This window comes from Janthinobacterium paucivorans (assembly GCF_051380805.1).
GTDB lineage: Bacteria > Pseudomonadota > Gammaproteobacteria > Burkholderiales > Burkholderiaceae_D > Janthinobacterium > Janthinobacterium lividum_D.
Genome location: NZ_JBNYXR010000017.1, coordinates 83,336 through 108,418, shown reverse-complemented (window position 1 = coordinate 108,418; position 25,083 = coordinate 83,336). Strand labels below are relative to the sequence as shown.

The 25,083-nt window shown below is 61.4% G+C and carries 26 protein-coding genes; 16 read left to right on the top strand and 10 right to left on the bottom strand.

Translation table 11 applies throughout. The annotated features are described in order from the left end of the window. Positions 1–177 precede the first annotated feature (177 nt). From ACQ4V8_RS18860 to ACQ4V8_RS18850, 3 genes are read right to left on the bottom strand one after another with little or no spacing between them, the layout of a single operon-like run. Complete coding sequence (locus ACQ4V8_RS18860) at positions 178–663, bottom strand: glutathione peroxidase (RefSeq protein ID WP_010394802.1); 486 nt, start codon at positions 661–663, stop codon at positions 178–180. Position 664: 1 nt separating this feature from the next. Then, the gene (locus tag ACQ4V8_RS18855; RefSeq protein ID WP_208760698.1) at positions 665–1,801 is read right to left on the bottom strand and encodes a PilT/PilU family type 4a pilus ATPase; all 1,137 of its coding nucleotides are present in this window, start codon (positions 1,799–1,801) and stop codon (positions 665–667) included. A gap of 3 nt (positions 1,802–1,804) precedes the next feature. Further along, the gene (locus tag ACQ4V8_RS18850; RefSeq protein WP_070345799.1) at positions 1,805–2,848 is read right to left on the bottom strand and encodes a type IV pilus twitching motility protein PilT; all 1,044 of its coding nucleotides are present in this window, start codon (positions 2,846–2,848) and stop codon (positions 1,805–1,807) included. 70 nt (positions 2,849–2,918) lie between these two features. On the opposite strand from ACQ4V8_RS18850, the gene ACQ4V8_RS18845 reads away from it, so the two are divergent. Together ACQ4V8_RS18845 and proC are read left to right on the top strand one after the other, a co-directional pair. Further along, positions 2,919–3,620: a YggS family pyridoxal phosphate-dependent enzyme gene (locus ACQ4V8_RS18845; RefSeq protein WP_010394808.1), complete on the top strand. Its 702-nt coding sequence runs from the start codon at positions 2,919–2,921 to the stop codon at positions 3,618–3,620. A 28-nt stretch (positions 3,621–3,648) separates the two neighbouring features. Then, positions 3,649–4,479, top strand: coding sequence for a pyrroline-5-carboxylate reductase (gene proC / locus ACQ4V8_RS18840; protein ID WP_196856253.1), 831 nt, complete (start codon positions 3,649–3,651; stop codon positions 4,477–4,479). 178 nt (positions 4,480–4,657) lie between these two features. Here the strand turns inward: proC and ACQ4V8_RS18835 are convergent, their stop codons facing one another. From ACQ4V8_RS18835 to ACQ4V8_RS18820, 4 genes are all read right to left on the bottom strand, one after another. After that, on the bottom strand, positions 4,658–4,870 hold the full coding sequence (locus ACQ4V8_RS18835) for a hypothetical protein (RefSeq protein WP_436571992.1): 213 nt from the start codon (positions 4,868–4,870) through the stop codon (positions 4,658–4,660). Between the two features lie 64 nt (positions 4,871–4,934). Further along, entirely contained in the window at positions 4,935–5,291 is a 357-nt protein-coding gene (locus ACQ4V8_RS18830) for an ElaB/YgaM/YqjD family protein (protein ID WP_010394811.1), read from the bottom strand. 108 nt (positions 5,292–5,399) lie between these two features. After that, on the bottom strand, positions 5,400–6,254 hold the full coding sequence (gene ubiA / locus ACQ4V8_RS18825) for a 4-hydroxybenzoate octaprenyltransferase (RefSeq protein WP_010394814.1): 855 nt from the start codon (positions 6,252–6,254) through the stop codon (positions 5,400–5,402). A gap of 77 nt (positions 6,255–6,331) precedes the next feature. Then, the gene (locus tag ACQ4V8_RS18820; RefSeq protein ID WP_010394816.1) at positions 6,332–7,270 is read right to left on the bottom strand and encodes a hydrogen peroxide-inducible genes activator; all 939 of its coding nucleotides are present in this window, start codon (positions 7,268–7,270) and stop codon (positions 6,332–6,334) included. Positions 7,271–7,695: 425 nt separating this feature from the next. Between ACQ4V8_RS18820 and rfaE2 the strand changes: the two genes are divergently transcribed. The 5 genes from rfaE2 (at position 7,696) to ACQ4V8_RS18790 (ending at position 15,493) form a co-directional block, all read left to right on the top strand. Beyond that, the gene (rfaE2, locus tag ACQ4V8_RS18810) at positions 7,696–8,178 is read left to right on the top strand and encodes a D-glycero-beta-D-manno-heptose 1-phosphate adenylyltransferase (RefSeq protein WP_070345795.1); all 483 of its coding nucleotides are present in this window, start codon (positions 7,696–7,698) and stop codon (positions 8,176–8,178) included. A 129-nt stretch (positions 8,179–8,307) separates the two neighbouring features. Continuing rightward, complete coding sequence (locus tag ACQ4V8_RS18805; RefSeq protein ID WP_142303284.1) at positions 8,308–9,792, top strand: hypothetical protein; 1,485 nt, start codon at positions 8,308–8,310, stop codon at positions 9,790–9,792. Beyond that, complete coding sequence (locus ACQ4V8_RS18800) at positions 9,789–11,264, top strand: hypothetical protein (protein WP_070345794.1); 1,476 nt, start codon at positions 9,789–9,791, stop codon at positions 11,262–11,264. Before ACQ4V8_RS18805 ends, ACQ4V8_RS18800 begins: the two co-directional genes overlap by 4 nt. 44 nt (positions 11,265–11,308) lie before the next feature. After that, positions 11,309–11,758, top strand: coding sequence for a hypothetical protein (locus tag ACQ4V8_RS18795; protein WP_436571990.1), 450 nt, complete (start codon positions 11,309–11,311; stop codon positions 11,756–11,758). A 36-nt stretch (positions 11,759–11,794) separates the two neighbouring features. After that, positions 11,795–15,493 (top strand): tubulin-like doman-containing protein, encoded by a 3,699-nt coding sequence (locus ACQ4V8_RS18790; protein ID WP_436571989.1) that lies wholly within the window; start codon positions 11,795–11,797, stop codon positions 15,491–15,493. Between the two features lie 60 nt (positions 15,494–15,553). Here the strand turns inward: ACQ4V8_RS18790 and ACQ4V8_RS18785 are convergent, their stop codons facing one another. Continuing rightward, a complete protein-coding gene (locus ACQ4V8_RS18785) occupies positions 15,554–15,889 on the bottom strand; it encodes a hypothetical protein (RefSeq protein ID WP_436571988.1) in 336 nt (111 codons plus the stop codon). Here ACQ4V8_RS18785 and ACQ4V8_RS18780 point away from each other — a divergent pair. Both ACQ4V8_RS18780 and ACQ4V8_RS18775 read left to right on the top strand, forming a co-directional pair. Continuing rightward, a complete protein-coding gene (locus ACQ4V8_RS18780) occupies positions 15,873–16,751 on the top strand; it encodes a hypothetical protein (RefSeq protein WP_436571987.1) in 879 nt (292 codons plus the stop codon). The genes ACQ4V8_RS18785 and ACQ4V8_RS18780 overlap by 17 nt on opposite strands. A 17-nt stretch (positions 16,752–16,768) precedes the next feature. Next, a complete protein-coding gene (locus tag ACQ4V8_RS18775) occupies positions 16,769–17,515 on the top strand; it encodes a hypothetical protein (RefSeq protein WP_436571986.1) in 747 nt (248 codons plus the stop codon). Positions 17,516–17,628: 113 nt separating this feature from the next. Here the strand turns inward: ACQ4V8_RS18775 and trmL are convergent, their stop codons facing one another. Together trmL and ACQ4V8_RS18765 are read right to left on the bottom strand one after the other, a co-directional pair. Further along, entirely contained in the window at positions 17,629–18,099 is a 471-nt protein-coding gene (trmL, locus tag ACQ4V8_RS18770) for a tRNA (uridine(34)/cytosine(34)/5-carboxymethylaminomethyluridine(34)-2'-O)-methyltransferase TrmL (RefSeq protein WP_010394836.1), read from the bottom strand. Between the two features lie 41 nt (positions 18,100–18,140). Next, entirely contained in the window at positions 18,141–18,701 is a 561-nt protein-coding gene (locus ACQ4V8_RS18765) for a ComF family protein (RefSeq protein ID WP_436571985.1), read from the bottom strand. 285 nt (positions 18,702–18,986) lie between these two features. Between ACQ4V8_RS18765 and ACQ4V8_RS18760 the strand changes: the two genes are divergently transcribed. The 7 genes from ACQ4V8_RS18760 (at position 18,987) to ACQ4V8_RS18730 (ending at position 25,073) form a co-directional block, all read left to right on the top strand. Beyond that, positions 18,987–19,883, top strand: coding sequence for a methyltransferase domain-containing protein (locus ACQ4V8_RS18760; RefSeq protein ID WP_010394840.1), 897 nt, complete (start codon positions 18,987–18,989; stop codon positions 19,881–19,883). Positions 19,884–20,382: 499 nt separating this feature from the next. Continuing rightward, positions 20,383–21,591 carry a cytochrome c oxidase subunit II gene (gene coxB, locus ACQ4V8_RS18755; RefSeq protein ID WP_029496147.1) on the top strand — a complete coding sequence of 403 codons (1,209 nt, stop codon included), beginning with the start codon at positions 20,383–20,385 and terminating at the stop codon, positions 21,589–21,591. A 13-nt stretch (positions 21,592–21,604) separates the two neighbouring features. Next, positions 21,605–23,197, top strand: a complete 1,593-nt coding sequence (gene ctaD, locus ACQ4V8_RS18750; RefSeq protein ID WP_070345790.1) for a cytochrome c oxidase subunit I — start codon at positions 21,605–21,607, stop codon at positions 23,195–23,197. Positions 23,198–23,265: 68 nt separating this feature from the next. Next, a complete protein-coding gene (locus ACQ4V8_RS18745) occupies positions 23,266–23,382 on the top strand; it encodes a cytochrome oxidase small assembly protein (RefSeq protein ID WP_222838417.1) in 117 nt (38 codons plus the stop codon). A gap of 1 nt (position 23,383) precedes the next feature. Next, entirely contained in the window at positions 23,384–23,956 is a 573-nt protein-coding gene (locus ACQ4V8_RS18740) for a cytochrome c oxidase assembly protein (RefSeq protein ID WP_010394849.1), read from the top strand. 9 nt (positions 23,957–23,965) lie between these two features. After that, positions 23,966–24,169 (top strand): DUF2970 domain-containing protein, encoded by a 204-nt coding sequence (locus tag ACQ4V8_RS18735; protein ID WP_010394851.1) that lies wholly within the window; start codon positions 23,966–23,968, stop codon positions 24,167–24,169. A 43-nt stretch (positions 24,170–24,212) separates the two neighbouring features. Further along, complete coding sequence (locus ACQ4V8_RS18730) at positions 24,213–25,073, top strand: cytochrome c oxidase subunit 3 (protein WP_010394854.1); 861 nt, start codon at positions 24,213–24,215, stop codon at positions 25,071–25,073. Positions 25,074–25,083: the final 10 nt, after the last annotated feature.

Here is a 25,083-nt window from a genome sequence, read left to right as displayed (position 1 = left end):
CATGAAGCTATTATTTTCCCAAAGACTGGCATCGTTTTTTGATCGATATTGACGAATAATTATGTCAACATTATCACCGAAATTTGCTATTGGAAACACAATAATAATATCAAGCATGAAATAAACACGGATAGCTTGATTTCAGCGCTTTTTGTTACAAATCAAATCATCGAATCGCTATTCTTGCAGCAATTGCCGAATGTCAGCCGCCAGGCTGGCCGGTTTGCTGGTCGTGGCGTAGCGGCGAAACACGCTGCCATCCTTGCGCACCAAAAACTTGGTGAAATTCCATTTGATGGACTGCGTGCCCAGTACGCCGGGCGCTGCCTGTTTTAGTTGCGCAAACAGGGGGTGAGTATGCGGGCCATTGACATCGATCTTGGCAAACAGGGGAAAGGTGACGCCGAAGTTCTTTTCGCAAAAGGCTTTGATTTCCTCGTTCGAGCCCCTTTCCTGCTGGCGAAATTGATTGCAGGGAAAGCCCAATACGACCAGGCCCTGCGCATGGAATGTGCGGTACAGCGCTTCGAGCCCCTGGTATTGCGGCGTGAAGCCGCAGGCGCTGGCCGTGTTGACGATCAGCAATACCTTGCCCCTGTAGCGCGCCAGGTCGACCGGCGCGCCGTCCAGCGCCTCGGCCTGGAAATCGTAGATGCTGCTCATGTCAGAGCAGTCCCAGTGTGGTGGCGTTCGCCGGCGCCGCTGCGAACGCCGTTGCGCCCTTGAGCTTGATTGCCAGGCGCAGGTCGTTGACGGAGTCCGCATTGCGCAGCGCGTCTTCATGGCTGATGGCGCCCGCCTCGTGCAAGTCGAACAGGGCCTGGTCGAAGGTCTGCATGCCGTGCTCGCGCGACTTTTTCATCAATTCCTTGATTTCGTGCACCTGGCCCTTGAAGATCAGCTCGCTCATCAGCGGCGAATTGAGCAAGATTTCCAGCGCCGCCTTGCGTCCGCCACCATCCTTGTTGGGGATCAAACGCTGCGAAATCATGCCTTTCAAATTCAGTGACAGGTCCATCAGCAGTTGCTGGCGCCGCTCTTCGGGGAAGAAATTGATGATACGGTCCAGCGCCTGGTTGGCATTGTTCGCGTGCAGGGTCGCCAGACACAAGTGTCCCGTTTCGGCAAACGCGATGGCGTGGTCCATGGTGTCGCGGTCACGGATTTCGCCGATCTGGATCACGTCGGGCGCCTGGCGCAAGGTGTTTTTCAGGGCCGTGGCCCAGTCGTCCGTGTCGACGCCTACTTCGCGCTGGGTGACGATGCAGTTGCCGTGCGGATGGATGAATTCCACGGGGTCTTCGATGGTGATGATGTGGCCATGGCTGTGGGCGTTGCGGTGGCCCAGCATGGCGGCCAGCGTGGTCGACTTGCCGCAGCCGGTAGCGCCCACCATGATGACGAGCCCGCGCTTGCTCATCACGATATCTTGCAAGATGCTGGGCAAGCCCAGTGCGTCCAGCGTGGGGATGGCGGTATTGATCAAGCGCAAAACCATGCCTGCCTGGCCCATCTGCATGAAGGCGGACACGCGGAAGCGTCCCAGTCCGTCCGGGCTGATGGCAAAATTGGCTTCGCGGCTGGACTCGAACTCGGCGGCCTGGCGTGCATTCATGATGGCGCGCACGTAGCCAGCCGCCTGCTGCGCGTCGAGCACGCCACCGGCCAGCGGCGTCAGTTTGCCGTCGAGCTTGATGGCGGCGGGAAAGCCGACCGTGATGAACAGGTCCGAGCCGCCGCGCGCGCGCATCTGCGCCAGCAGCGCGTGCATGGCGCCATAGTGTTCGTGCGTCGTTTGCATGGCTTATCCGGGGAAGTTTTCAGGGGACTTGGCGGCCGTGCGGGCCGTTTCGGGCGAGATTGTGCCGCGCCGCACCAGGTCGGACAGGCACTGATCGAGTGTTTGCATGCCGACGTTGCTGCCCGTCTGGATGGCCGAATACATTTGCGCCACTTTCGCTTCGCGGATCAGGTTGCGCACGGCCGGCGTGGCCAGCATGATTTCATGCGCAGCCACGCGGGCGCTGCCGTCTTTGGTTTTCAGCAAGTTCTGCGAAATGACGGCTTGCAAGGATTCGGACAGCATGGCGCGCACCATTTCCTTTTCCTCGGCCGGGAAAACGTCGATGATGCGGTCGATCGATTTCGCCGCCGACGAGGTGTGCAGAGTGCCGAACACCAGGTGGCCCGTCTCTGCCGCCGTCAGTGCCAGGCGGATGGTTTCCAGGTCGCGCAATTCGCCCACCAAAATCACATCCGGATCTTCGCGCAGGGCCGAGCGCAGTGCATTGCTGAACGAATGCGTGTGCGCGCCCACCTCGCGCTGGTTGATCAGGCATTTTTTTGGCACATGCACGAATTCGATCGGATCTTCGATGGTGAGAATATGCTGGTGCAGGCGCTCGTTGACGTGGTTCACCATCGCCGCCAAGGTGGTCGACTTGCCGGAACCGGTCGGGCCCGTCACCAACACAAGGCCGCGTGGACGCATGGCCAGCTCGCCGAAGATGCGCGGGGCGTTGAGTTCGTCCAGCGTCAGCACCGTCGAGGGAATCGTGCGCAGCACGGCCGAGGCGCCCCGTTCCTGGTTGTAGGCGTTGACGCGGAAGCGTGCCAGGCCGGGAATCTCGAACGAAAAATCGCATTCCAGCGCTTCTTCATACGCCTTGCGCTGGCTGTCGTTCATGATGTCGTAGATCATGCTGTGTACTTCCTTGTGCTCGAGCGGCGCCACGTTCAGGCGGCGCACATCGCCATGCACGCGTATCATCGGCGGCAGGCCGGAAGACAGGTGCAAGTCGGAAGCCTTGTTGCTGACGGAGAAAGCGAGTAGTTCGGAGATGTCCATTTATAATCCCTGTGCCTGCATTGATGGGTTGGCGCACTGTGCCGCAGCCCCTATACACTAGAAAATGATTATGTCCACAATCGAACAGAACTTGCAAGCCGTGCGCGACAGTATTGCGCAAGCGGCGATGGCGGCGCAGCGCGCGCCGGACGAGGTGAGCCTGCTGGCTGTCTCGAAGACCTTCGGCGCCGATGCCGTGCTGGCAGCGATGCGTGCGGGCCAGACGGCGTTTGGCGAAAATTATTTGCAGGAAGCGCTCGACAAGATGGCCGCCGTCGCGCTGGCAGTGCCGCAAGGCGGTCCCGTCTGGCACTTTATCGGCCCCATCCAGAGCAACAAGACGCGCCCCATCGCCGAACACTTCGACTGGGTGCACACGGTGGAGCGGGAAAAGATCGCCGTGCGCCTGTCCGAGCAGCGCCCGCCCGGCTTGCCGGACCTGAATATCTGTCTGCAAGTCAATATCAGCGGCGAGGCCAGCAAGAGCGGCGTGACGCCGGCAGAACTGCCGGCGCTGGCGCGCGCCGTGTCGCAACTGCCGCGCTTGCGCTTGCGCGGCCTGATGGCCATTCCCGAGCCGGAAACGGAACTTGCACGCCAGCGCATTGCGTTTGGGCAATTGCGTGCGCTGTACCAACAATTGAATGCGGATGGGCTGGCGCTCGACACCCTCTCGATGGGCATGTCGGCCGACTTGCGCGCCGCCGTGCTGGAAGGCGCCAGCATCGTGCGCGTGGGCAGTGCCATCTTCGGTTCCCGGAATTACTCCTGATTATTCCTGATTTTTTGAAAGCACAGCCATGACGACAGAATTAACTATCGCCTTTGTGGGGGGCGGCAACATGGCCGCGGCCCTGATTGCCGGCCTGGCAGGCAAGCTGACCCTGGGCGGCAACATCCACGTGATCGACCCGTATGCGCCTGCGCTGGAAAAATTGCAGGCGCAATTTGGCGTCACGACGGCCCCTTGCGCCAGCGACGCGCTGCGTGCCGTGGACGTGATCGTGCTGGCCGTGAAGCCGCAAAGCATGCGCGAGGTGGCGGCGCAGTTGCTGCCCTTCCTCGATGGGGAACGAGCGCCATTGATACTCTCGATTGCCGCCGGCATCCGCGCCGCCGACCTGTCGCGCTGGCTCGGCGATTATCGCGCCATCGTGCGCTGCATGCCGAACACGCCGGCCCTGATCGGCATGGGCATCACGGGCATGGTGGCCAGCGGCGGCGTCAGCGAAGAGCAAAAGAAGACGGCGGACGCCATCCTGCGCGCCGTCGGCCAAACCGTCTGGCTGGCTGACGAAGCCAAGATCGACCCTGTCACGGCGCTGTCCGGCAGTGGCCCGGCATATGTGTTTTACTTTATCGAAGCGATGCAGCAGGCGGCCACCGAACTGGGCTTGACGCCGGAGCAGGGTACGCAACTGGCGCTTGCCACCTTCACGGGCGCAGCGCAGCTGGCGGCGAACTCCAGCGAAGCCGTGTCGCTGCTGCGCGAGCGCGTCACCTCGAAAGGCGGCACGACTTATGCAGCGCTGACCAGCATGCAAGAGAGCGGCGTGAAGGAGGCCATCGTCAAAGGCATCAAGGCGGCCGCGCAGCGCGGGCGCGAGATGGGCGAGGAATTGGGGAAGTGAGTGGGGAAATGAGTGGGGAAATAAGTGGCTGAGTAAGCATATCAGCTTGCCGCCGCGTCAGCCCGCCTGCATGGGCCGGCCCGGCGATTGATCCTGCGGCGTTGGCAGCAAATGGCGGCAGATAGCAGTAGATAGAAGTATATTGTAGTAGATAGCCGGGTGCGCTAGCTGCTTGCAGCTACACGCTGAACATGACGGCCAGTACTGCCACGACCAGCGTGGCCGTGGTCGTCCTGTTATTTTTTCTAAAACGCTGCATTAGCGCCAGATAGGACAGGAAACGCAGCGATTCTTCTTCCATGTCCACGCCCGCCAGTGCCAGACGGGTCTGGACGATGGCGGCCGCTTCGCTGCGGCTTGGGTGCCAGGGCGCTAGGGCAGATGGCTGCACGATAGCCATCTGCTGCCTTTCGCGTCAGGCGACGGTCGGCGCCGCCGGTACTGTGCCGTGCTGTCTAGCGCCGTGACGAAGCCAGCAGCAGGCCGAACAGCACGCCCACGACGGCGCCTGCGCCTACGGCTTTCCATGGATTGTCCTGCACGTATTCGTCGGTGGCCTTGGCTGCCTTCTTGGTGCGTTCGAGCAAGTCTTCTTCCAGCTTGATCAAGTCTTTTTTGGCCGTTTCCAGGGTGGCGATGAACTTGTCCTTGACGGCTTTGACATTCTCGCCCGTCTGATCCTTGGCGCCATCGAGCCAGCCTTCCGCTTCATTGATGACGGTCTTGAGGTCGCCGACCAGTTTGTCGCGGGCCTTGTCGGCGTCGGCGAGAAAGCTGTCGCTGCTGGATTTTCCGGTATGTATTGAGCTCATGTATTACCTCATGGAAGTGAAACTGCACAGTGAAATACCAGTGTAGGCAGCAGCGGACGGCTTAGCCTTGCGTCGGCGCAAGGGCTGCCGCAGCGCAAGGATCGTTGATTAGCGGAAAGCAAAGTCCAGCACCACGCCCGCAAACACCGCTGCTCCCAGCCAGTTATTATGCCGGAACGCCGCAAAACACGGCATACGCTCGCGTGCGCGGATCAGGGTGTAATGGTAAGCGGCGCAGCCGGCCGCCACCAGCAGGCCTGCCGCATACCAGTAGCGCAAGCCCAGGTACCAGCCGCAGACTAGCCACAGCAGCAGGAAAGCGCCATAGCACAGCATGATGATAGTTACGTCGTAGCGGCCAAAGGTGATGGCCGAGGTCTTGATGCCGATCTTTATATCGTCGTCGCGGTCGACCATCGCGTATTCCGTATCGTAGGCTACGGCCCAGAAGACATTGCCCAGCAGCAGCAGCCAGGCAACGACGGGCACGCCATCCGTGATGGCGGCAAAGCCCATGGGAATGCCGAAGCCGAAGGCGATGCCCAGGTAGGCTTGCGGAATCGCAAAGAAACGCTTGAAGTAAGGATAAGTGCCGGCGATGATGACGGCGGCCACCGACAATTGCTTGGTGAGGGCGTTCAAGGGCAGGGTCAGGCAGAAGGCCAGCACGCTCAGCACGCCAGCGACGGCCAGCGCTTCCTTGCCGCTGATGCGCCCGCTGGTGATCGGGCGGTCCTGCGTGCGCTTGACGAATTTGTCGATATCCTGGTCGGCGTAGTCGTTGATGGCGCAGCCAGCCGAGCGCATCAGGAAAGTACCGAGGGTGAAGATGAGCAGCATTCGCCAGTCCGGTACGCCCTGCTGCGCCAGCCACAGTGCACACAGGGTAGGCCATAGCAGCAATACGGTGCCGATAGGCTTGTCGAGCCGTATCAGGCGGAAATACAGCGCCAGCTTGTTCATGGAAGACTCAATCTTGTTGAAGAGAAAAGTCGATTATCGCAAATAGTATGTGAATGTACTATTTTGCGCTTGGGGCGCTAGTGTTTTTCCTGGCCCAAGGGGGTGATGCCGGGCAAGTCGCAGCTGGCGATCGCCGCGCACAGGGTATCGATGGCCGCCTTGCGCGTAAAACTCTTGCGCCATAGCATCACCACCCGGCGCGATGGCACGGGAGCGGCAAATGGCCGGTATTCGAGCATGCCTTCGGCGGTATGCATATTCGATACGGAGGCACGCGGCAAGACGGTCAGGCCAATGCCGCTGGCCACCATGTGGCGGATGGTTTCCAGTGAGGAACCCTCAAACGTGCGTTGCATGCCATTGCCTGGCGAAGAAAAACGCGCCATTTCGGGGCACACTTCCAGTACCTGATCGCGAAAGCAGTGACCATTGCCTAGCAACAGCATGGTTTCCGATTTCAAGTCTTGCGCGGCGATTTTTTCACGCGCCGTCCACGCATGCTGGCGCGACATGGCCACGACGAACGGTTCGTCATACAGTTCCTGCATGGCCATGCCGTGTTCGGGCAGGGGCAGGGCCATGATGGCCACGTCCAGTTCGCCCTGGCGCAGCAATTCGAGCAGGCGAACCGTGAAGTTTTCCTGCAAGATCAAGGGCATCTGCGGCACTTGTTCTATCATGGCCTTGACCAGGGGCGGCAGCAGATAGGGGCCTATCGTATAGATGACGCCCAGGCGCAGGGGACCGGCCAGCGGGTCCTTGTTTTGCTTGGCGAGTTCCTTGATGGCGGCCGTCTGTTCCAGTACGCGTTCGGCTTGCGCAATGATCTGCGCGCCCAGGGGCGTGACGGAGATTTCCGTGCCGCCCCGTTCGAACAGCAGCACACCCAATTCGTCTTCGAGTTTCTTGATAGCCACCGAGAGGGTGGGCTGGGCGACGAAGCAAGCCTCAGCGGCATGGCCGAAGTGCTTCGCTCGCGCGACTGCAACGATATATTTCAGTTCAGTCAGTGTCATGGGGTGATTGAAACACAGGAAGTGCTTACTTGCAATGAATGAAAGGTGGCGCAAACGTAAAACTGTGGCGCCGATGGCGTATTGTAGCGGATCGCCCCCTATAATGCGGGACCGGGCCGCGCAGTGCGGCGGCGATGCTACTGCAGATGCAGATGCAGGCGCTGGAAGCGGCAATCAATGACTGGCGTCGCAGGCAAGCGTCGCGCGGCAATGCATATGCGCCGTCGCCGCCCGTCAGCTGTCTGGTCAGCTTTCTGGCCGGCGGGGATGCTTTGACGATTTAATCTCGGCAAGAGTGCATCGCCGAAGACTGTCTGGAGCCGGCTATCCTGGTGTGGATCGATGCCTGGTGCCACCGTGGCGGCGGCAGGCAAGGCGATAGCCACGCCGGAGCGTGCCCATATTTAACCCAACAAGAGACATCCATGCCTGATTTTGAAAACAAACTGTGCGCTCGTGACGACCTGCGCGCGCGCGCGCAAGCGCTGCCGAAACCGGTGGTGGTAACGAATGGCGTGTTCGATATTGTGCACCGCGGACACGTGACCTATCTGGCGCAGGCGCGCGCGCTGGGCGCCTCGCTGGTGGTGGCCGTGAATACTGATGCTTCAGTAAAACGCTTGGGCAAGGGCGACGACCGCCCCCTCAATAGCTGTGAAGACCGCATGGCCGTGCTGGCCGCACTCGAAGCGGTGAGCCTGGTGGTGCCATTCTCGGAAGATAGCGCTTTGGCCGTGGTGCAGGAAATCGAACCGGAAATCTATGCCAAGGGCGGCGACTACGACATGACGGCCATCCCTGAAGGGCAGGCCGTGCTGGCGTATGGCGGCCAGGCCGTGGCCATCGACTTCGCGCATGACCGCTCGACCACCAAGCTGCTGACGAAGGTGCGGATGCAGCAGGGCTGAGGAAGGTCGTCAATGTTTTCACATAGATAAAAAGACGATACTATGAGAAGTGCCAGGGCTGCGACTTCATTGTGCCAGCCCCAGCACCCGTTACACCGTCCGATATGCATTGCTTGTCATAGAAAATACATGGATCTTAAAACTTCTGGGGATTGGGCAGTGCCCTCCGGCGTCTGGTACGTCGATGACGATGGCGCGTGGACCATGCAGCGTAGCGCGGGCGGCCAGAATGTCTCGTCTTTGTTGAGTGCTGCCGATATCGGCAAGCTGATGCACGCGCGGCGCTTGCCGGCAGCAGCCGGCGCCCCCGTGCGGCAGTTTCCGCCTGAATTCTCGTTCGATCCCGTGTCGGGCGCGGCCTTGCAAGTGCCGTCCGACACGGCCGTCACGCCGCCTTGGGTGCCACCCTACGCGGCGCAGCCCGTCAGCGATGTGCCGTCGGCTGGCGCAGCCGGCTTGCGCCAGGCCAGCGTGCCACTGAAATTGCTCGACCGGTGCGTGCGTGAAGAGCATGCGCAGGCCGACGCCTCGCTACCCATGCCGCCGCCGGGAGAATACGAATTTTTTTCCGCCCAGTTTGGTACCAGCGCCGCTGCGCTGTTGGCGCTCGACCCGCGCAAGGCCGTCTTGCACGCCTGGCTGCCCGCCTCGAAACGCTGGCTGGCGCTGGACCCCGAGTATGGCGGCTTGCTGGCCGAGTCGGACTTGGCCCACGGCGCATGGCGTGCCGAACTGGTACCGCAGTTCAACAGCGTGCTGGTCTTGCCGACCAGCCATGGCCTCGCGTGCATTCGTCCCGACGTGCCTTCGCTGAGTTACGTCGTCGAGCATGTGGGCGACGCGCCGTGCGCGGCTGCCCCCGTCTGGTTCCAGAATCGTCTGTGGGCGCCCTTGCGCGATGCCGATGGCCGCATCCGCTTCGTCAACCTCGATGCGCAACAAAAGCCTGGCAGCGATGTGCTGCTCGATGGCATGGTAGACCTGGGTGCCGTGAGCGCCCCCGTGGCCTACCACCGCATGGCCGTGTGGCCTTGCGCTAACGGCCAGCTGCGGCTGCAACTGCAGCCCGATGGCAACGTGGCCGCCTCATTGACGCCCTGGCCCGAAGGGCTGGTGCCGCGCTTTGAATTCGGCAGCCCCTACCTGTCGCGCGACGGTGGCCTGTGGCAACTGTGCTTTGCAAGCCGCCGTGACACCTATGTGTATGTGAAACTCGGTGGCCAGGTCGAGATGGCCGACGCGCTGGCGCCGCGCCTGTGTTCGGGCAGCTTCAATTACCGCTTCGCCACCAAGCTGAAGACGGCGCCGTGGGAAGAACCGGAACACGGCGACGATGGCGGCAAGAACCAGGCGGTCATGCCGCTGCTCGAATCGGGCGGGGGCAACAGCGTCTTCGGCGTCAAGTTCGCCACCAGCGCCGGCCTGTCGAGCGTGCTGCGCTCGAACGAACGCGTGGCGGCCCAGCTGGTGCAGGACGATCAATTGCGTGAAACCGCGTTTCACACCTTTGCCGTCAGCGAGCCGTGGCGCATGCGCCTGTTTGTCCATGAAGGCATGCTGTGGGCATATCACCGGCTGCTGTCGCGCATCGATGGCTGGACCCTGCAGGCATGAAGGCGCATGTCCTGAGCGCGGCCTGTGCCGCTTTATCTTTATTCAGCGCAGCCGGTGTGCAAGCGGTGGGTATCCAGCAAGCGTTTCTGGTGCAAAACTCGGGCTGGATGGAGCCGTTTTATACGGATGAGCATTCGCAATTGAAGGCCCTGGTGGGCGCCGTGGCGCAGGCAGCCACGCAGCCGTCCGATAAAGTTTATACGCTGGCCTTCAGCCAGAGCAGCGGTGCGCACGTGTCGCCATCGCTGCTGGGGCAGGGACAGGGCGGCGCCGGCGTGGCGGGCCAGTTGGCCAGCCTGGGCCTGGCGCGCAAGGGCAATGGCGGCGCGCTGGCCGACACGGATTTCCAGGAAGCCGTCACAAAAACCATCACCGGCCCGTTCCAGTCGGCCTCCGGCATCGTGTGGATCTTTACCAATAACAAGAACAGCCCGAACAACGACAGCCAGACGGCCGAACGCAACCGCGATTTTTATCGCTTGCTGCACCTGGAGCCGTCGATCACCAAGACGCTGGTGTTTCCGCTGCGCATGCCGGTGCAGGGCAAGCTGTACAGCGCCAAGGGCTTGATGGTGTATGCGCTCGCATATGGCCAGCCGGCATCCGAGGCTCTGACCCGCATCCTGGCCGAAGGGCGCTTGTCGCAAGTGCTGACGCGCCCGCCCGCGCGCTTGAAACCGGTAGACCAGGATGGCGTGCGCATCGTGCCGCAGTCCGTCAAGAACAGCGCGAATGTGCATGCCAGCCTGGGCCGCGACGGTCGCACCATCGTGCTCGACGTCGATGCGGCGAACCTGGTGCCGCAAGTGGTGCTGCAGGCGTCACTGCAAAACATGTTTTTCCCGTACGTCATCGACAGTGCCAAGGTGCACGCCAGCCTGGTGGGCCAGAATGCCTCCTTGCACGTTGCGCCAGACCAAATCCACCAGTTGCAACCCGGTGCCAGCCAGTCCGTGCAAGTACAATTTTCGTTGCCGATGGCGCAGATTGCCTCGCCGTGGTCGGCGCAGGCGATTGTCGCCATGGGCAAGCAAGTGATGCTGCCCATGCAGGCGCAAGTGGGCCTGTCGCAGCAGCGGCTGGCCCTGGCCGGCAGTTTTAGCAAGGACTTGCAGGAACTGTTTCCTGGCGACCCAATCTCGGACATGTTTACGTCGCCCGACAGCGTGCGCGCCTCGCAAGCGACGATACCGTTGCTGGTACGCATACAGTATCCGCTGCTGCCCGTGCTGGTGATACTCGCTGCTGTGCTGGCACTCGTGCTGGGCTTGCTGGCGCTGGGCCTGCTCGGCACGCGCGCCACGCGCTACAAGGTGATGGCCGACGGCGTGCAGCGGCAGGTGGGTTTGAAGCCGTTCAAAAGCGTGCAGATTCGCGATGATAACGGCCGCGAGATCGGCGAACTCAAGCGTGGACTGGGCAAGCCGGTCGTCGTGCGCGTGACCGAAGGCCATACCCTGCGCCTGGCCTGAACCCCGATTCCTTAAAAATTACTTCCATTCAACAGAGGCATAATATGGCGCAAGATACTCCCAAAGACAACACAGGCTTTACCTTGCCGTCCCCGTCCCCGGTCCCGGCCCCGGTCCCGGCGTCCGCGCCGCCCGCCGCCGATGCCTTCGCAGCCAGCGGCAGCACTGAGTCAGTGCCGACGCTCGATTCTGCCAGCATGACCGATACCTCGTCGCGCGACACCCTGCTCGGCGGCGTGGTACTGCTGCTGCTGTTCATCGCCTTTTTCTTTGCCAAGAATGCGTATGCGAACGGCCTGGTGGCCAAGCGCGTGCCGCCGAACAAGGCCAACGCCTCGGGCTGGTGGCTGTTCATCTTCCTGGCCAGCCTGGCCACGGGCGTGGTGCTGGCCGCCGTGAATGCGCATAAATTTCTTGCGCCACTGTTCATGGGACCGCTGGTGCTGGTGGGCCTGGTCGCGTTACTGTTGACCTTTACATCGAGCCGCCGCTAAGAATTGACCGTTGCACGCATCATCGAAGGAACCACCATGGCAGAGAACCTGAACCTAACCATCACCGGCGGCGCCAGCGAGCGCAAGCAGGACAAGATCATCGAACTGCGCCCGACCTTGTTCATCGGCATCGGCGGCACGGGCATGCAAGTGCTGATGCGCGTGCGCCGGCGCATCCTCAACACCGTCTGGGGCGGTGCGGGCAAGCGCAAGCGCATTGAGGGGCTGGCGGACTTCCCCATCGCGCAATTCATCCATTTCGACCTCGACAATGGCGCCGTGATCGAAAGCGGCGAGTCGCAGGCGAAGGACTTGCAGTTCGACCAGGTGAAGTTCACGGATGACGACAAGGTGGTCGAATCGTTCGATATGGACAAGTACAGCCGCGATGAAGACTCTCTGGAAAAATATCCGCACATCAAGGAATGGCTGCCGCTGACGCCGCAGCGCATCCGTGAATTGCGTTTCGACATGAGCAGCGGCGCCGGCCAGATCCGCGCCGTCTCGCGTCTGTATTTCTTCGATAAATATGCCAAGATCCGCGACAAGATCCGTTTGAAGTTGAAAGCCCTGAAGGCGGGCCTGTCGCACGAGCGCCAGCTGGCCGAACTGGGGTTGCGCATGGAAACAAACCGTTTCCGCATCGTCATCGTCGGTTCCGTGGCAGGCGGCACGGGTTCCGGTTCCTTCCTCGACATGGGCTTGCTGGCGCGCTGGCTGGCGCGCAGCGAAGTGGGCGCGGCCGACGTGGAGCTGATGCTGTTCTTGCCGACCGGCTACACCAAGGCCAATAAGGACCGGGTCGAGGCCAACGGCTATGCGGCGCTGATGGAGCTGGAATCGGCCATGATGGGCAACAAGGGCTATGTGGGCCGCTGGGATATGTATGATCGGCCGGAACTGACGCGTGAGCCGTACAGCGAAGTCTACCTCATCGATTCAGGTAATCTTGCCCAGCAGCACACCAAGGATGTCAGCGATGTTTACCATATGGTGGCCGACTCGCTGTTCGAGGATTTCGCCTCGGCCGACTTTGCGCGCGCCAAGCGCTCGATCGCCGTCAACCAGGCGCAGCACAAGAATTCCCCGTACAACGCGCCCGTGCCGCAAGACCGTTTCGGCGACATGCGCCTGTATTTTTCGAAGCGCTTTTCCTCATTCGGCATGGCCGTGCTCGATACGCGCCAGGAAGCGGCGCGCGACGAACGGGCCCACCGCTGGGCCGGCGCCATGCTGCAAGCGTTCTTTGGCGTCGGTGGCACGGATGCGGGCGCCAACCGCGCCACCGATGCGCAGCGCGACCATTTCCTGGCCGCCAATATGTTCCTCAAGGGCACGCCGTTCAGCGATTTCCCCGAGTTTTCCGACAGAAGCATTGAATTGAAGCGCTCCAGCGGCGACTTCATCGATTTCCGCCTCGTCGACGAATTGCTGGAAGACCGTCACGGCCATTTGCTCGCCGGCGTGGAAAATCGGGTCAATACGCGCATCAACGATATTCGTACCGGCTTTGACCGCAGCGAATGGCCGGCGCAGGTGCGCGACGCCATGAAACACCTGGAACGCGACGCCGTGCGCGACCAGGATTCCACGGCCGACACGACGGAAGACCGCATCAGCAAGCGCCGCCGCGAAGTGCTCGAAGACGTCAAGAAAGTCGTGCGCGACCAGTTGTATGGTTATCTCGATAATAAAGAGTTTGGCGGCCTGGAATACGTGCTGTCGCTGGTGGAACAGATCAAGGACCGCATCGAGGCGCCCGGCAGCGGCTTGACGGCGCAGATCGGCGCGAATGCCGAGCGCTACCGAGAAATCAAGGAGGCCGTGCGCTCGCGCGAATACGAGCGCCTGTTGAATAATCTGGAGCAGACGCGCAGCACCTTCGGTTTCCTCAGCAATGGTGAAAAGCAGGCTGGCGTGGTGATGGACCATTTGCGTACGGAAATGGCAAACGCACTGAAATTCCATTTGCGCGCCAAGGCGGCGGACGAATCGGTCATCCTGTTGGGCGAATTGTCGCGCTGGCTGGGTAACCGCGTCGGCGTCGATGCGCAAGGCCGCGCGCAGTGGAATGGCTTGGTGGGCGAACTGCAAACGGGCCGCGAAGGCGTGCTGGCCATGCTGGCCGAATTGAAAACGGCAAATATTATCTTGCAAAAGGACTTGCTCAAGGAACACGCGACCCTGATCGTCATCCCCGTCACGGAAAAAGACATTGTGCTGCCGTCGGCGGCCACCTTGCGCCAGTGGGCCGATGAAGCGTTCAAGGACATGGGCGGCTCGAAAGCGCTGTTCCCCATGCTGGGCGAAGCGGCGCAGCGGGGCTTGATACTGTCCAAGGTCACGCGCATGGCCGAGAACATGATCGCCACTGCAGGCTTGGCCGAAGGGGCGACGAGCACGCCCGAGCCCCTGTTCGAGGCGCTCGAACAGATGGACGTGTCCGAACGCCTGGACCGCTTTCGCAAGCTGCTGGCCTGCGCCATGCCGTGGATCGACGCCAATATGGCAGGCGACTTCACGGTCGTGTCGGACCAGTTCAAGTGCGTGATCGGCGTGGCCAACGCTGCCGCCTTCAAGGCGAAGTTCGGCGCCGAACTCGAATCGTGCTTGCCGACCCAGGTGGGCATCACCGTGAGCCAGCTGGAAATCGTCGAGACGGGCATACGCGGGCGCGCCGTCTGCTATTGCGAGCTGGCCGGCGTGCCGATGACGGTGCTGCGCGGCCTGGAAGGCTGGCGCACCAGTTACCGCAAGGAGGGCGACAACGACAAGGCGCCGACCCACACGCATATCGATCCCACCCAATTTACGCACCCGATCGCACCGAACACGGACGAAATGAAGCGCCTGGCGGAAGATTTCGGCGAATTCCTGCAAGCGATCATGCTGTGCATACTGACGCGCCACACGGGCCGGGTCGTGCCGCCGGGGCAGTATCAGTTTGCGGTCGAACCGGGCGACCTGCGCCGCATCGGCAATGAACGGGCCATACGCCAGAACGGCATGCCCGCTTCCTACGCAAAAAATATCACCATGCGTATCGAAGAAAAGCTCGCTGCGCTTGACGCCGTGCAGACGGCGGCCCTGGCGGCGTTGGCAAAATACTATGAACGGGGCGTGTATGCGCCCAAGCTGGTGGCCCAGGCCGATGGCTCGCAACTGCCCTATATCGGCTTCGGTAGCGCCATCGCCGCCGAAGTGGGCAAGCGCCTGGGTGAGTCGGCGCGGCGCAAGGGCATGGCCGGCGATGAGCTCGACCGCACGGTACAAGCCTTGCTGGGCCGCCTGAAGGAATGGGCGAATGTCATCGGCGACTCCGATAGCGATGCGTATGACTGGGAAGTGCGTGAGCCGGAAGCGGATGGCCAGCCGCGTTTGAAATACGCGATCAAGGGGGAAATGCTGGAAGCGGGGCGTCTGGAGCAATTGCTGCGCCCGGCTGCCACGCCGGCGTCCCCCGCGACGCCGGTTTTTGGCATGGCGCCACCACTGCTGGGCGGCATGCCGCCGCCGCTGGTGGAATACCAGTATTTCCTGGGCATCAATGGCCAGCAGCAGGGGCCGTTTACGGCCCAGCAGATCGTGCAGTACGTCCAGGCGGGGCAGGTCGTGCCAAGCACCACCAAGGTGTGGCGCGCCGGCTTGCCGGCCTGGCTAGACCTGGTCCAGTTTCCCGAGCTGGCGCTGCTGTTGCTGAGCGCACCGCCACCGTTGACGCCGCCGCCGCTGTGAATCCTGGAATGACGTATGACGTTGGAATGAAGGATTAGTTGTGGATATCTGCATCAAGTGTCAGGGCGGTCTGTTCAGCGCGGTCAGCCATTGCCCGTACTGCGGTCGCGCCGTCGCTGGCGCTGCCCGGCCAGCCGTGGTCGCACCGCCGCCGCTGCCGCCTGTGTCCGCTTCAGCGCCAGTGGCGCCCAAGCCGCCGCCCCAACCGCTTGCTGCGGCGCCTGTGCCGAAAGCAGCACCGGTGCCGATGCCACCACCGGCGCCAGCCCCGGCTCCGGCCCCGGCAATACTGCTGCCGCCATCGCCATCGCCATCGCCATCGCCATCGCCACCGCCACCGCCACCGCGCAAGTGGCTGCGCTGGCTGGGCGGCGTGGCTGTGCTGGCGCTCGTCATTACCTACATGCATGGCAAGCCGGGCGGCAGCAATGATGCCGCTTGCAATGACGCCATCGATAGCGGCTTGAAGCTGGTAGTCAATGGCAGCCTGGACGGTGCCCGCCAGAAACTGGCGACGGCGAAAAATGCGTGCACGGGCCAGTCGAGCGCCAAGGCCGACGATTTGCAGGCGGCGATCAGCAAGGCGGGCGCCGCGTCCAGTGCTTGCCAGCGCGACGTGCGTAGCGTCAAGCGCGCCATGGATGAGCATCAATTGCAAAACGCCACCCGCCGCATCGCCGCACTCGACGTCGATTGCGCCGGTGCTGCCAGCGTGGCATCGTTGCGCAAGCAACTGGCGCGCCAGCAGGCGGCGGCCGCATCCGTGCTGGTGGGGGTGCGTCAGGCGCTCGATGGCAACGATGCGGTGGCGGCACGCAGTCGCATAGCCCGTCTCGAAGCGATCGACCGCGAAGCGGTGGAATTGCCGCAGTTGAAGGCGGAGGTGCAAGCGTTGTCGGCGGCCCCTGCCCCTGCCCCTGCGCCCGCTTCTGCTGCGCCAGCGCCGGAAACGGCACCGGCCCGCGTCGTGACAACGGAACCGTCGCCCGTGCGCGCGGTCGAACGTTCAGCGGTGGCTGAACGCCGTCCGCTGGAAACGTCGCCGCGCGATAGCGGCGCGGCCACGCGCAACGAGATGGCGCAATCATTCTTGCGCGATGCCGAGCGTTCTTTGTTGGAAGGCAAGTTCGATGCGGCCAAGACGTATCTGGAAAGCGCGCGCCGCGTCGATCCCGGCAATACGCGCATCGACAATCTGTCGCGCCGCATCCGCGAGCGTGAACGGCAAGTGCTGCAGACGGAAACAACGATCAATTAGTCACAGGGGGAGTCACCATGCTCAATTACACCACCTTGCGCGCGGCTGCAGCACTCACTATCGCGGCCATGCTGGCTGGCTGCGCCACGCCGACGATGTCGCCGAACGGCAGGCGCCACGATGGTCGCCATCGGCAAGACGTAACCCAGTCGGCAACGGATGAAGACCCGTGCAGCGTGGGTACGTCGGCGGCGGCCGGCGCAGCCGTGGGGGCGCTGCTGGGCGCGCTGGCGGGCGGCAGGGATGGCGCACTCAAGGGCGCGGCCATCGGTGGCGGCCTGGCGGCGGCAGGTTGCCTGGCCATCAATGTCAATTCGCGCCAAACCAAGACGGCGGCGCAGGCCGATCGCGACTACATTCGCGCGCGTGGCGCGCTGCCGCGCGAACCGCAAGTGGTGTCGTACACGCCGCAGCTGAGCACGTCGACCGTCAAGCGCGGCCAGCCGTTCAAGGTCACTTCGGTGGTGGAGCTGGTCAATGGCAGCGCGCAAAGCGTCAACGACGTGCGCGAAGAGCTGGTGGTGCTCGACCCGCAGGGCCAGCCATTCAAGTCTGGCTCGAAAGCGCTGGCCAGCAGCAATAAATCGGGCGGGCGCTTTGAAAACTCGTTTGAGCTGACCTTGCCTGCCGGCGTGTCGCAGGGCCTGTATGGCATCAAGACGAATCTGTACGTGAACGGCAAGCTGGCCGCTACGCGCGACTTGCGCACGCAGCTCGTGAGGCTGGACGAGCATGGCGGCGCGGCGCAGCTGGCGCTGCGCTGATTGCCGTATGCAAACGCGTAGGTCGGATTAGCGGGGTAAAGCCCCGCGTAGTCCGACAACACCACTAACGCCAACAATGTTGTCGGATGACGGCCCCTTGGGCCTAATCCGACTTACGCGCCGCCCTGGTACCCGTGCTGGCGCCAGGCTTCGTAGACCACCACTGCCACCGTATTGGACAGGTTCAGGCTGCGGTTGTCGGGACGCATGGGCAGGCGGATGCGCTGCTCGGCAGGAAAACCGTCGCGCAGGGCGGGGTCCAGGCCTTTTGTTTCCGAGCCGAATACGAACACGTCACCCGGTAAAAACGCCACCTCGCCGAACGGGCGCGAGCCACGCGTGGTCATGGCGAACATGCGGCTCGGGTCGGGCTGGGTGTCGAGCAGGAAAGCAGCCCAGTTCTTGTGCACCTTCATCTTGGCGTAATCATGGTAATCGAGGCCGGCGCGCTTCATCTTGGCGTCGTCGAGCGGGAAGCCCAGCGGTTCGACCAAGTGCAGCTGTGCGCCCGTATTTGCGCACAAGCGGATGACGTTGCCCGTATTGGGCGGGATTTCAGGTTCTACCAACACTACGTGAAACACGATGCTCTCCTCATGATGCTCTCTTGATATATATAAAAAATCTATCGTTGCCGCAGCGGCGTGCGCGCCACGACCAGGATGCTGACCTTCGCTGCTCCCGCGCGCTTGCAGGCGGCGGCCAGCGCGTTGACGGTGTGGCCGCTGCTCATCACGTCGTCGACGATGCCCACATGGCATCCTTGCAATAACGCCACATGCTGCGGCGCGATGGCGAACGCGTGCGCCAGGTTGGCTTGCCGTTCCTGCGGCGTCACGCTGCTTTGCGCCCGGGTTTCGCGCACGCGCAGCGCCAGGCGAGGCTGCAAGTGTACGTCCAGCAGGCGCGCCAGCGGACGGGCAATTTCCAGCGCCTGGTTGTATCCCCGTTGCGCCAGTCGCGCCGGACCCAGCGGCACGGGGCACAGCAGTTGCGGTGCGTCCCAGCGTGATTGTTGCTCAATAGCAGCATGTAGCAGTTGCGCAAACAAGGGCGCCAGTGCCAGACGCGCGCCGAACTTCAGCTGCAACAGCAGCTGGTCGACCGGCGCCGCGTAATCAAACGCCGTGATCGTGGCGTCGTAGGCGGGCGTGTGGCGCAAACAACGGCCACACAGCGTTGCCACATCAATGTCCGCCAGCCGATTGGCGCACTGACGGCAGCGCGGCCGGATCTTTCCCAAGTACTGCGCGCGACAGGGTGCGCACAGCACCTCCGGGCAGCCGATGCCGCATAGCGCGCACTGTGCCGGCAGTACTGTCGCGCCCAGCCAACGGTGCAGTGCCTGCCATGCGGCATCAAGGCGGCGCTGGGTGGCGGTCCGCATCGCGATGGCGTCGTTCCATGTACACTGCCGACATTATCTCACCTCACCGGTTTCAACATGCCAGTTCCCACCACTCCGCCCAAAATGAGTGCGCCCATCGATGCGGTGCAAGTACGCGATTTCTTTTCCCGTCCGACGCGCATCGCGCCGTCGGACTTCCTGCGCCGCGAAGTCTCAACGCGCATGCACGAGCGCCTGGAGTTGGTGAAAATCACGCCGCAGCGTGTGCTCGATGCAGGCTGCGGCTGCGGTGCGGACCTGGCGCAGTTGCAAAAGGATTATCCCGCCGCGCAGATTATCGGTCTCGATGCAGCGCAAGCGATGGTGCAGGCGGCGCGGGCGCCAGCCTCGAAACTGGCCAGCCTGAATCACTTCCTCAGCAAGTTGCTGCCAGCCAAGGCAGGCGTGGATTTGTTGTGCGGCGACCTCGGCGACTTGCCGCTGGCGCAGGGCAGCATCGACCTCGTGTGGTCCAATCTGGCGCTGCACTGGCATGCCCAGCCCGACCGCGTGTTTGCCGAATGGCGGCGCGCCTTGCGCCTCGATGGCTTGCTGATGTTTTCCTGTTTTGGCCCCGATACGTTGCGCGAAGTGCGCGACGCCTTTGCCGAGGCGGATTTGTTTGCGCATGCCTTGCCTTTTGTCGACATGCATGACTTTGGCGATATGTTGGTCGAGGCGGGCTTTTCCACGCCCGTGCTCGATATGGAGATCATCACTGTTACCTACGCTACGGCGGAAAAACTGCTGGCAGATGTGCGTGCCTTTGGCGGCAACCCGCTCACCACGCGCCGGCGCGGCTTGATGGGCAAAGCGGCCTGGCAGCGCATGCTGGACGCGCTGGAAAAAACGCGCCGTCCCGACGGCAAGCTGGGCCTGAGTTTCGAGGTAATCTATGGCCACGCCTTCCGTCCCGCACCACGCGTGACGCGCAATGGCGAGGCGATCATCCGTTTCGACCTGCCGCGCAAGCCGACATAAAAAGGCAAAGAAACCGATACTTGGTCGGCCGCCGCGCTTGAATGCCACAGCAAGCGTTGCAAAGCGCGCGGCGGCCAGGAGAAGGGCGCGCACAAAGCCGTATAGTGCTTGATGGATTGAAGTTTACTTGATTATAATCGTTGACTGTTTGTCAGCTTGCTAAGTAACCCCAAGCAAATAATTTCCCGAGGATTACTCAGTAAAAAACAAGGGCTGCATACAAAATAAAAAAAACAAAGCAAGACTTATTGGAAGTTACTGCATTAGTATAGTAACCATGTTCCGCGCGATGCTATTTCAAGGTGTGGAAAAAAACAGGGTTCCAGCATGCTTGCGCGCCGCCGTTTTTGCTGCCGCAGCCAGCATGGGATTCGCTGGTGCTTGACGCATATGGCCGTGTTCTGGCCGTGATGCTTTCATGGAGGAGCGGCAGCGGTCCAGTACGGAGAAGTCCGCAGCCGTTTAAAATATCATTATTTTTTGGGTGGTTGGGGAAAACATGACACATGCAAAGCGACTTCAATCGTTGCTGCTCGGGCTGTCTTTGACAGCGTTTGGCATCGGGCGATGGGCCACGGCGGCACCTGCTGCGGGCACCTATCCCGGCACCGGCGGTCCCGTGCCGTTTGAAATGAATCTGCAACCACCGGCGACGCAGATCGCCCATGAAATCTACGATTTGCACACCTGGATGATGATCATTTGCCTGGTGATCTTCGTGGCGGTGTTCGGCGTCATGTTTTATTCCATCTTCAAGCACCGCAAGTCCCTGGGCCACAAGCCGGCCACCTTCCACGAAAGCACTACCGTCGAGATCGCCTGGACCGTCGTGCCTTTCCTGATCGTCATCGGCATGGCCCTGCCTGCCACGCGCACCGTGGTGGGCATGAAGGATACCTCGAACGCCGATATCACGATCAAGGCTACCGGCATGCAGTGGAAATGGGGCTATGACTACCTGAAAGGCGAGGGCGAAGGTATTTCCTTCCTGTCCAACCTGGCCACGCCGCGCGCGCAAGTGGGCGCGCCAGGCCAGCCGGCGACGGAAAAGCGGGGCGAAAACTACCTGATCGAAGTCGACAACGAAGTCGTCGTGCCGGTCAACAAGAAGATCCGCATGGTGCTGACGGCCAACGACGTCATCCACGCCTGGTCCGTGCCCGCCTTTGGCGTGAAGCAGGATGCCATTCCCGGCTTCGTGCGCGATACCTGGTTCAAGGCCGACCATATTGGCACCTTCCGCGGCAATTGCGCCGAGCTGTGCGGCAAGGAACACGCCTTCATGCCCATCGTCGTCAAGGTCGTATCCAACGATGACTACAAGGCCTGGGTCGCGGTAAAACAAAAGGAAATGGCGGCGCTGGCTGATGATCCAAGCAAGGTGTGGACCATCGACGAATTGAAGGTCAAGGGCGAGAAAGTGTATGCGGCCAACTGCGTGGTCTGCCACCAGGCGACAGGCAAGGGCGTGCCCGGTGCCTTTGCGCCGCTCGACGGCTCGGCCTTGGTGAACGGTCCGAAAGCGGAACAGATCCATGTCTTGCTGAACGGGCAAAAGAGCGGCAAGTACCCCGCTGAAATGCCAGCCTGGAAACAGCTGTCCGACACGGAAATTGCGGCAGTGATCACTTACACGCGCAATTCCTGGTCGAACAAGGCCGCAGAGAACATCGTTCAACCAGCCGAAGTCGCGGCTGCACGCAAGTAATGAGGAGCCGTACATGAGCACGAGCACTAGCACCTTGGACCACGCCGGTCACGACCATCACCACGACCACCCCACTGGCTACCGCCGCTGGCTGTTTGCCACCAACCACAAGGATATCGGTACCTTGTACCTGTGGTTCTCGTTCATCATGCTGCTATCGGGCGGCGTGCTGGCCTTGATGATACGTACGGAACTGTTTCAACCAGGCTTGCAATTCTTTCACCCTGAATTTTTCAACCAGTTGACCACCATGCACGGCTTGGTGATGGTGTTTGGCGCCATCATGCCGGCCTTCGTGGGTTATGCCAACTGGATGATCCCGCTGCAAGTGGGGGCCTCCGACATGGCCTTTGCGCGCATGAACAATTTCTCCTTCTGGCTGCTGCCGCCGGCTGCGCTGCTGTTGGCCACGTCCTTCCTCGTGCCGGGCGGCGCCACGGCTGCCGGCTGGACCCTGTATGCGCCGCTGTCGACGCAGATGGGCCCTGGCATGGACATGGCGATTTTTGCCATGCATCTGATGGGCGCTTCATCCATCATGGGTTCGATCAACATCATCGTCACCATCCTCAACATGCGCGCTCCCGGCATGACCCTGATGAAAATGCCGATGTTCTGCTGGACCTGGCTCATTACCGCGTATCTCTTGATCGCCGTGATGCCCGTGCTGGCTGGCGCCATCACCATGACGCTGACGGACCGCCATTTTGGCACTTCCTTCTTTAACGCTGCAGGTGGCGGCGACCCCGTCATGTACCAGCATATCTTCTGGTTCTTTGGCCATCCCGAGGTCTACATCATGATCTTGCCGGCCTTCGGCATCGTCTCGCAGATCTTGCCCGCGTTCGCCCGCAAGCCCCTGTTCGGCTATGCCTCGATGGTGTATGCCACGGCGTCGATCGCGATTTTGTCCTTCATCGTCTGGGCGCACCACATGTTTACCACCGGCATGCCGGTCACCAGCCAGCTGTTCTTCATGTACGCGACCATGCTGATCGCCGTGCCGACGGGCGTGAAAGTATTCAACTGGATCGCCACCATGTGGAAGGGTTCCATGACGTTCGAGACGCCGATGTTGTTCTCGGTCGGCTTCATCTTCGTGTTTACCATGGGCGGCTTCACGGGCCTGATCCTGGCCGTGACGCCGATCGATATCCAGCTGCAAGATACCTATTACGTGGTGGCGCACTTCCACTATGTACTGGTGGCCGGTTCGCTGTTTGCCCTGTTTGCCGGCTTCTACTACTGGTCGCCGAAATGGACCGGCCACATGTACAACGAAACGCGCGGCAAGATCCACTTCTGGCTGTCGCTGATCACCTTCAACGTGACCTTCTTCCCGATGCACTTCCTGGGCCTGGCCGGCATGCCGCGTCGCTACGCCGACTATCCGGCACAGTTCACGGACTTCAATATGATCGCCTCGATCGGCGGCTTCGGTTTTGGCCTGATGCAGGTGTACTTCCTGTTCTTCGTGGTCTTGCCGACCATACGCGGCGGCAAGGCGGCGTCAGCAAAGCCATGGGAAGGCGCGGAAGGCCTGGAATGGACTGTGCCAAGCCCGGCGCCGTTCCACACGTTTGAAACGCCGCCTACCGTCAAGTAGTCATTGTTAATTGATGCCAGTGTCACGGGCCGGCGCTGCTGCCGGCCCCTTTGAATAGAGTGTCTGCCATGACCGAAGTGAAAACTGAGCGCAAGAAACCGAACAACCTGCGTACGGGCTTGATACTGGGGGCCCTGGCGGCCCTCTTCTTCGTGTCCGTATTCGTCAAGCGCATGTGGCTCTGACGTGACGACGCCCCTGCAACAGGAAACACGCGGCCTGAACCGCAAGATGCTGGGCAAGCTGATCGTCATTGCCATCCTGATGTTTGGTTTTGGCTATGCCTTGATTCCCGTCTACAAGCAGATTTGCGAAGTGATGGGCATCAATGTGCTGACGCAAAAAGATGGCACCGTCGCCTACGATAACAATACGCAGGTCGATACGACGCGCAGCATCACCGTCGAGTTCGACGGCAATGCGCAGGGGCCATGGCGCTTCCGCCCGACGGTGTCGAGCATGCAGGTGCACCCGGGCGAACTGGTGACGGTCATGTATGAAGTGGTCAATACACAAAACCGCGTGGTCAACGCGCAAGCCATTCCCAGTTACGCGCCGCAGAGCGCCACGCCGCATTTCAAGAAGGTCGAGTGCTTCTGCTTCCAGCAGCAGACCTTGAAACCGCACGAAGCGCGGCAAATGCCGGTGGTGTTCTTCCTCGATCCAGCACTGCCGAAAGAGGTGAAAACCATCACCCTGTCTTACACGTTTTTCGAGATTGCCGGTCTGAGCCAGGCTCAAACGCCGGCAGTCCAATAGGAGAGTGGCATGGGTGAACCCAAGCAGCGTGAAAAAGCCTCGTTCCTGTATTCGCTGCGGGCCGTGGTGTGGTCATTTACGGGGCTGCGCCGCAAGAGCGATTTCGACACGGATTCGGCCAAGCTTAATCCTGTGCATATCGTCATCGCCGGCTTCCTGGCGGTGGCTTGCCTGATCGGCATATTGATTTCAATTGTTCAATTCGTCGTTTGATAAATTATAAAAAAACCACCGTAAAGTTTTTGAGGAGATGATGATGAGTTCCAACCACGCCGCCGTACCTTATTACTTCGTGCCCGGCCCATCGCGCTGGCCCATGCTGGGCGGTGCCAGCCTGCTGCTGGCCATGATAGGCGCCTCGGCCTGGGTCAACGACGTCGCCTGGGGCCCGTACGTGAATTACGTGGGCATCGCCGGCATCCTGCTGGTGCTGTACTTCTGGTTTGGCGACGCCATCAGCGAATCGGAACAGGGCTTGTACAGCGAGCGCATCGACCATTCCTTCCGCTGGAGCATGAGCTGGTTCATCTTTTCTGAAGTCATGTTCTTCGCCGCCTTCTTCGGCGCCCTGTTCTATGCCCGCAGCATTTCCATGCCGTGGCTGGCCGATCTTGACCACAAGGTGATCTGGCCCGATTTTGCCGCCCAGTGGGGCAGTACGGGCCCGGCCGGCACGGTGCAGGAATTTACCACCATGACGCCGTTCTGGATTCCCACCATCAATACGGCCCTGCTGCTGACCTCGGGTGTCACCCTGACCATCTCGCACCACGCGCTGCGCGCCGGCCACCGCGCCATGACGGCCCTGTTCCTGTTCGCCACCATCGTGCTCGGTGCCATCTTCATGGGCTTCCAGGTCTATGAATACATGCATGCTTACAGCGAACTGAATTTGAAACTGACGTCCGGCATCTACGGCGCCACCTTCTTCATGCTGACGGGCTTCCATGGCTTCCACGTGACCCTGGGCGCCATCATGTTGTCCGTCATCCTGTACCGCGTGCTGAAGGGGCATTTCACGCCCGATCAGCACTTCGGTTTCGAAGGCGCCGCCTGGTACTGGCACTTTGTCGACGTCGTCTGGCTGGGCCTGTACGTAGTCGTGTATTGGTTATAATGGCTGGGCC

Excerpts from the sequence above, each read along its gene's own strand:
- ACQ4V8_RS18860 (WP_010394802.1), bottom strand. The coding sequence starts at position 663 with ATGAGCAGCATCTACGATTTCCAGGCCGAGGCGCTGGACGGCGCGCCG.
- ACQ4V8_RS18855 (WP_208760698.1), bottom strand. The coding sequence starts at position 1,801 with ATGCAAACGACGCACGAACACTATGGCGCCATGCACGCGCTGCTGGCG.
- ACQ4V8_RS18850 (WP_070345799.1), bottom strand. The coding sequence starts at position 2,848 with ATGGACATCTCCGAACTACTCGCTTTCTCCGTCAGCAACAAGGCTTCC.
- ACQ4V8_RS18845 (WP_010394808.1), top strand. The coding sequence starts at position 2,919 with ATGTCCACAATCGAACAGAACTTGCAAGCCGTGCGCGACAGTATTGCG.
- proC (WP_196856253.1), top strand. The coding sequence starts at position 3,649 with ATGACGACAGAATTAACTATCGCCTTTGTGGGGGGCGGCAACATGGCC.
- ACQ4V8_RS18830 (WP_010394811.1), bottom strand. The coding sequence starts at position 5,291 with ATGAGCTCAATACATACCGGAAAATCCAGCAGCGACAGCTTTCTCGCC.
- ubiA (WP_010394814.1), bottom strand. The coding sequence starts at position 6,254 with ATGAACAAGCTGGCGCTGTATTTCCGCCTGATACGGCTCGACAAGCCT.
- ACQ4V8_RS18820 (WP_010394816.1), bottom strand. The coding sequence starts at position 7,270 with ATGACACTGACTGAACTGAAATATATCGTTGCAGTCGCGCGAGCGAAG.
- rfaE2 (WP_070345795.1), top strand. The coding sequence starts at position 7,696 with ATGCCTGATTTTGAAAACAAACTGTGCGCTCGTGACGACCTGCGCGCG.
- ACQ4V8_RS18805 (WP_142303284.1), top strand. The coding sequence starts at position 8,308 with ATGGATCTTAAAACTTCTGGGGATTGGGCAGTGCCCTCCGGCGTCTGG.
- ACQ4V8_RS18800 (WP_070345794.1), top strand. The coding sequence starts at position 9,789 with ATGAAGGCGCATGTCCTGAGCGCGGCCTGTGCCGCTTTATCTTTATTC.
- ACQ4V8_RS18795 (WP_436571990.1), top strand. The coding sequence starts at position 11,309 with ATGGCGCAAGATACTCCCAAAGACAACACAGGCTTTACCTTGCCGTCC.
- ACQ4V8_RS18790 (WP_436571989.1), top strand. The coding sequence starts at position 11,795 with ATGGCAGAGAACCTGAACCTAACCATCACCGGCGGCGCCAGCGAGCGC.
- ACQ4V8_RS18785 (WP_436571988.1), bottom strand. The coding sequence starts at position 15,889 with ATGACGAGCGCCAGCACAGCCACGCCGCCCAGCCAGCGCAGCCACTTG.
- ACQ4V8_RS18775 (WP_436571986.1), top strand. The coding sequence starts at position 16,769 with ATGCTCAATTACACCACCTTGCGCGCGGCTGCAGCACTCACTATCGCG.
- ACQ4V8_RS18760 (WP_010394840.1), top strand. The coding sequence starts at position 18,987 with ATGAGTGCGCCCATCGATGCGGTGCAAGTACGCGATTTCTTTTCCCGT.
- coxB (WP_029496147.1), top strand. The coding sequence starts at position 20,383 with ATGACACATGCAAAGCGACTTCAATCGTTGCTGCTCGGGCTGTCTTTG.
- ctaD (WP_070345790.1), top strand. The coding sequence starts at position 21,605 with ATGAGCACGAGCACTAGCACCTTGGACCACGCCGGTCACGACCATCAC.
- ACQ4V8_RS18745 (WP_222838417.1), top strand. The coding sequence starts at position 23,266 with ATGACCGAAGTGAAAACTGAGCGCAAGAAACCGAACAACCTGCGTACG.
- ACQ4V8_RS18735 (WP_010394851.1), top strand. The coding sequence starts at position 23,966 with ATGGGTGAACCCAAGCAGCGTGAAAAAGCCTCGTTCCTGTATTCGCTG.
- ACQ4V8_RS18730 (WP_010394854.1), top strand. The coding sequence starts at position 24,213 with ATGAGTTCCAACCACGCCGCCGTACCTTATTACTTCGTGCCCGGCCCA.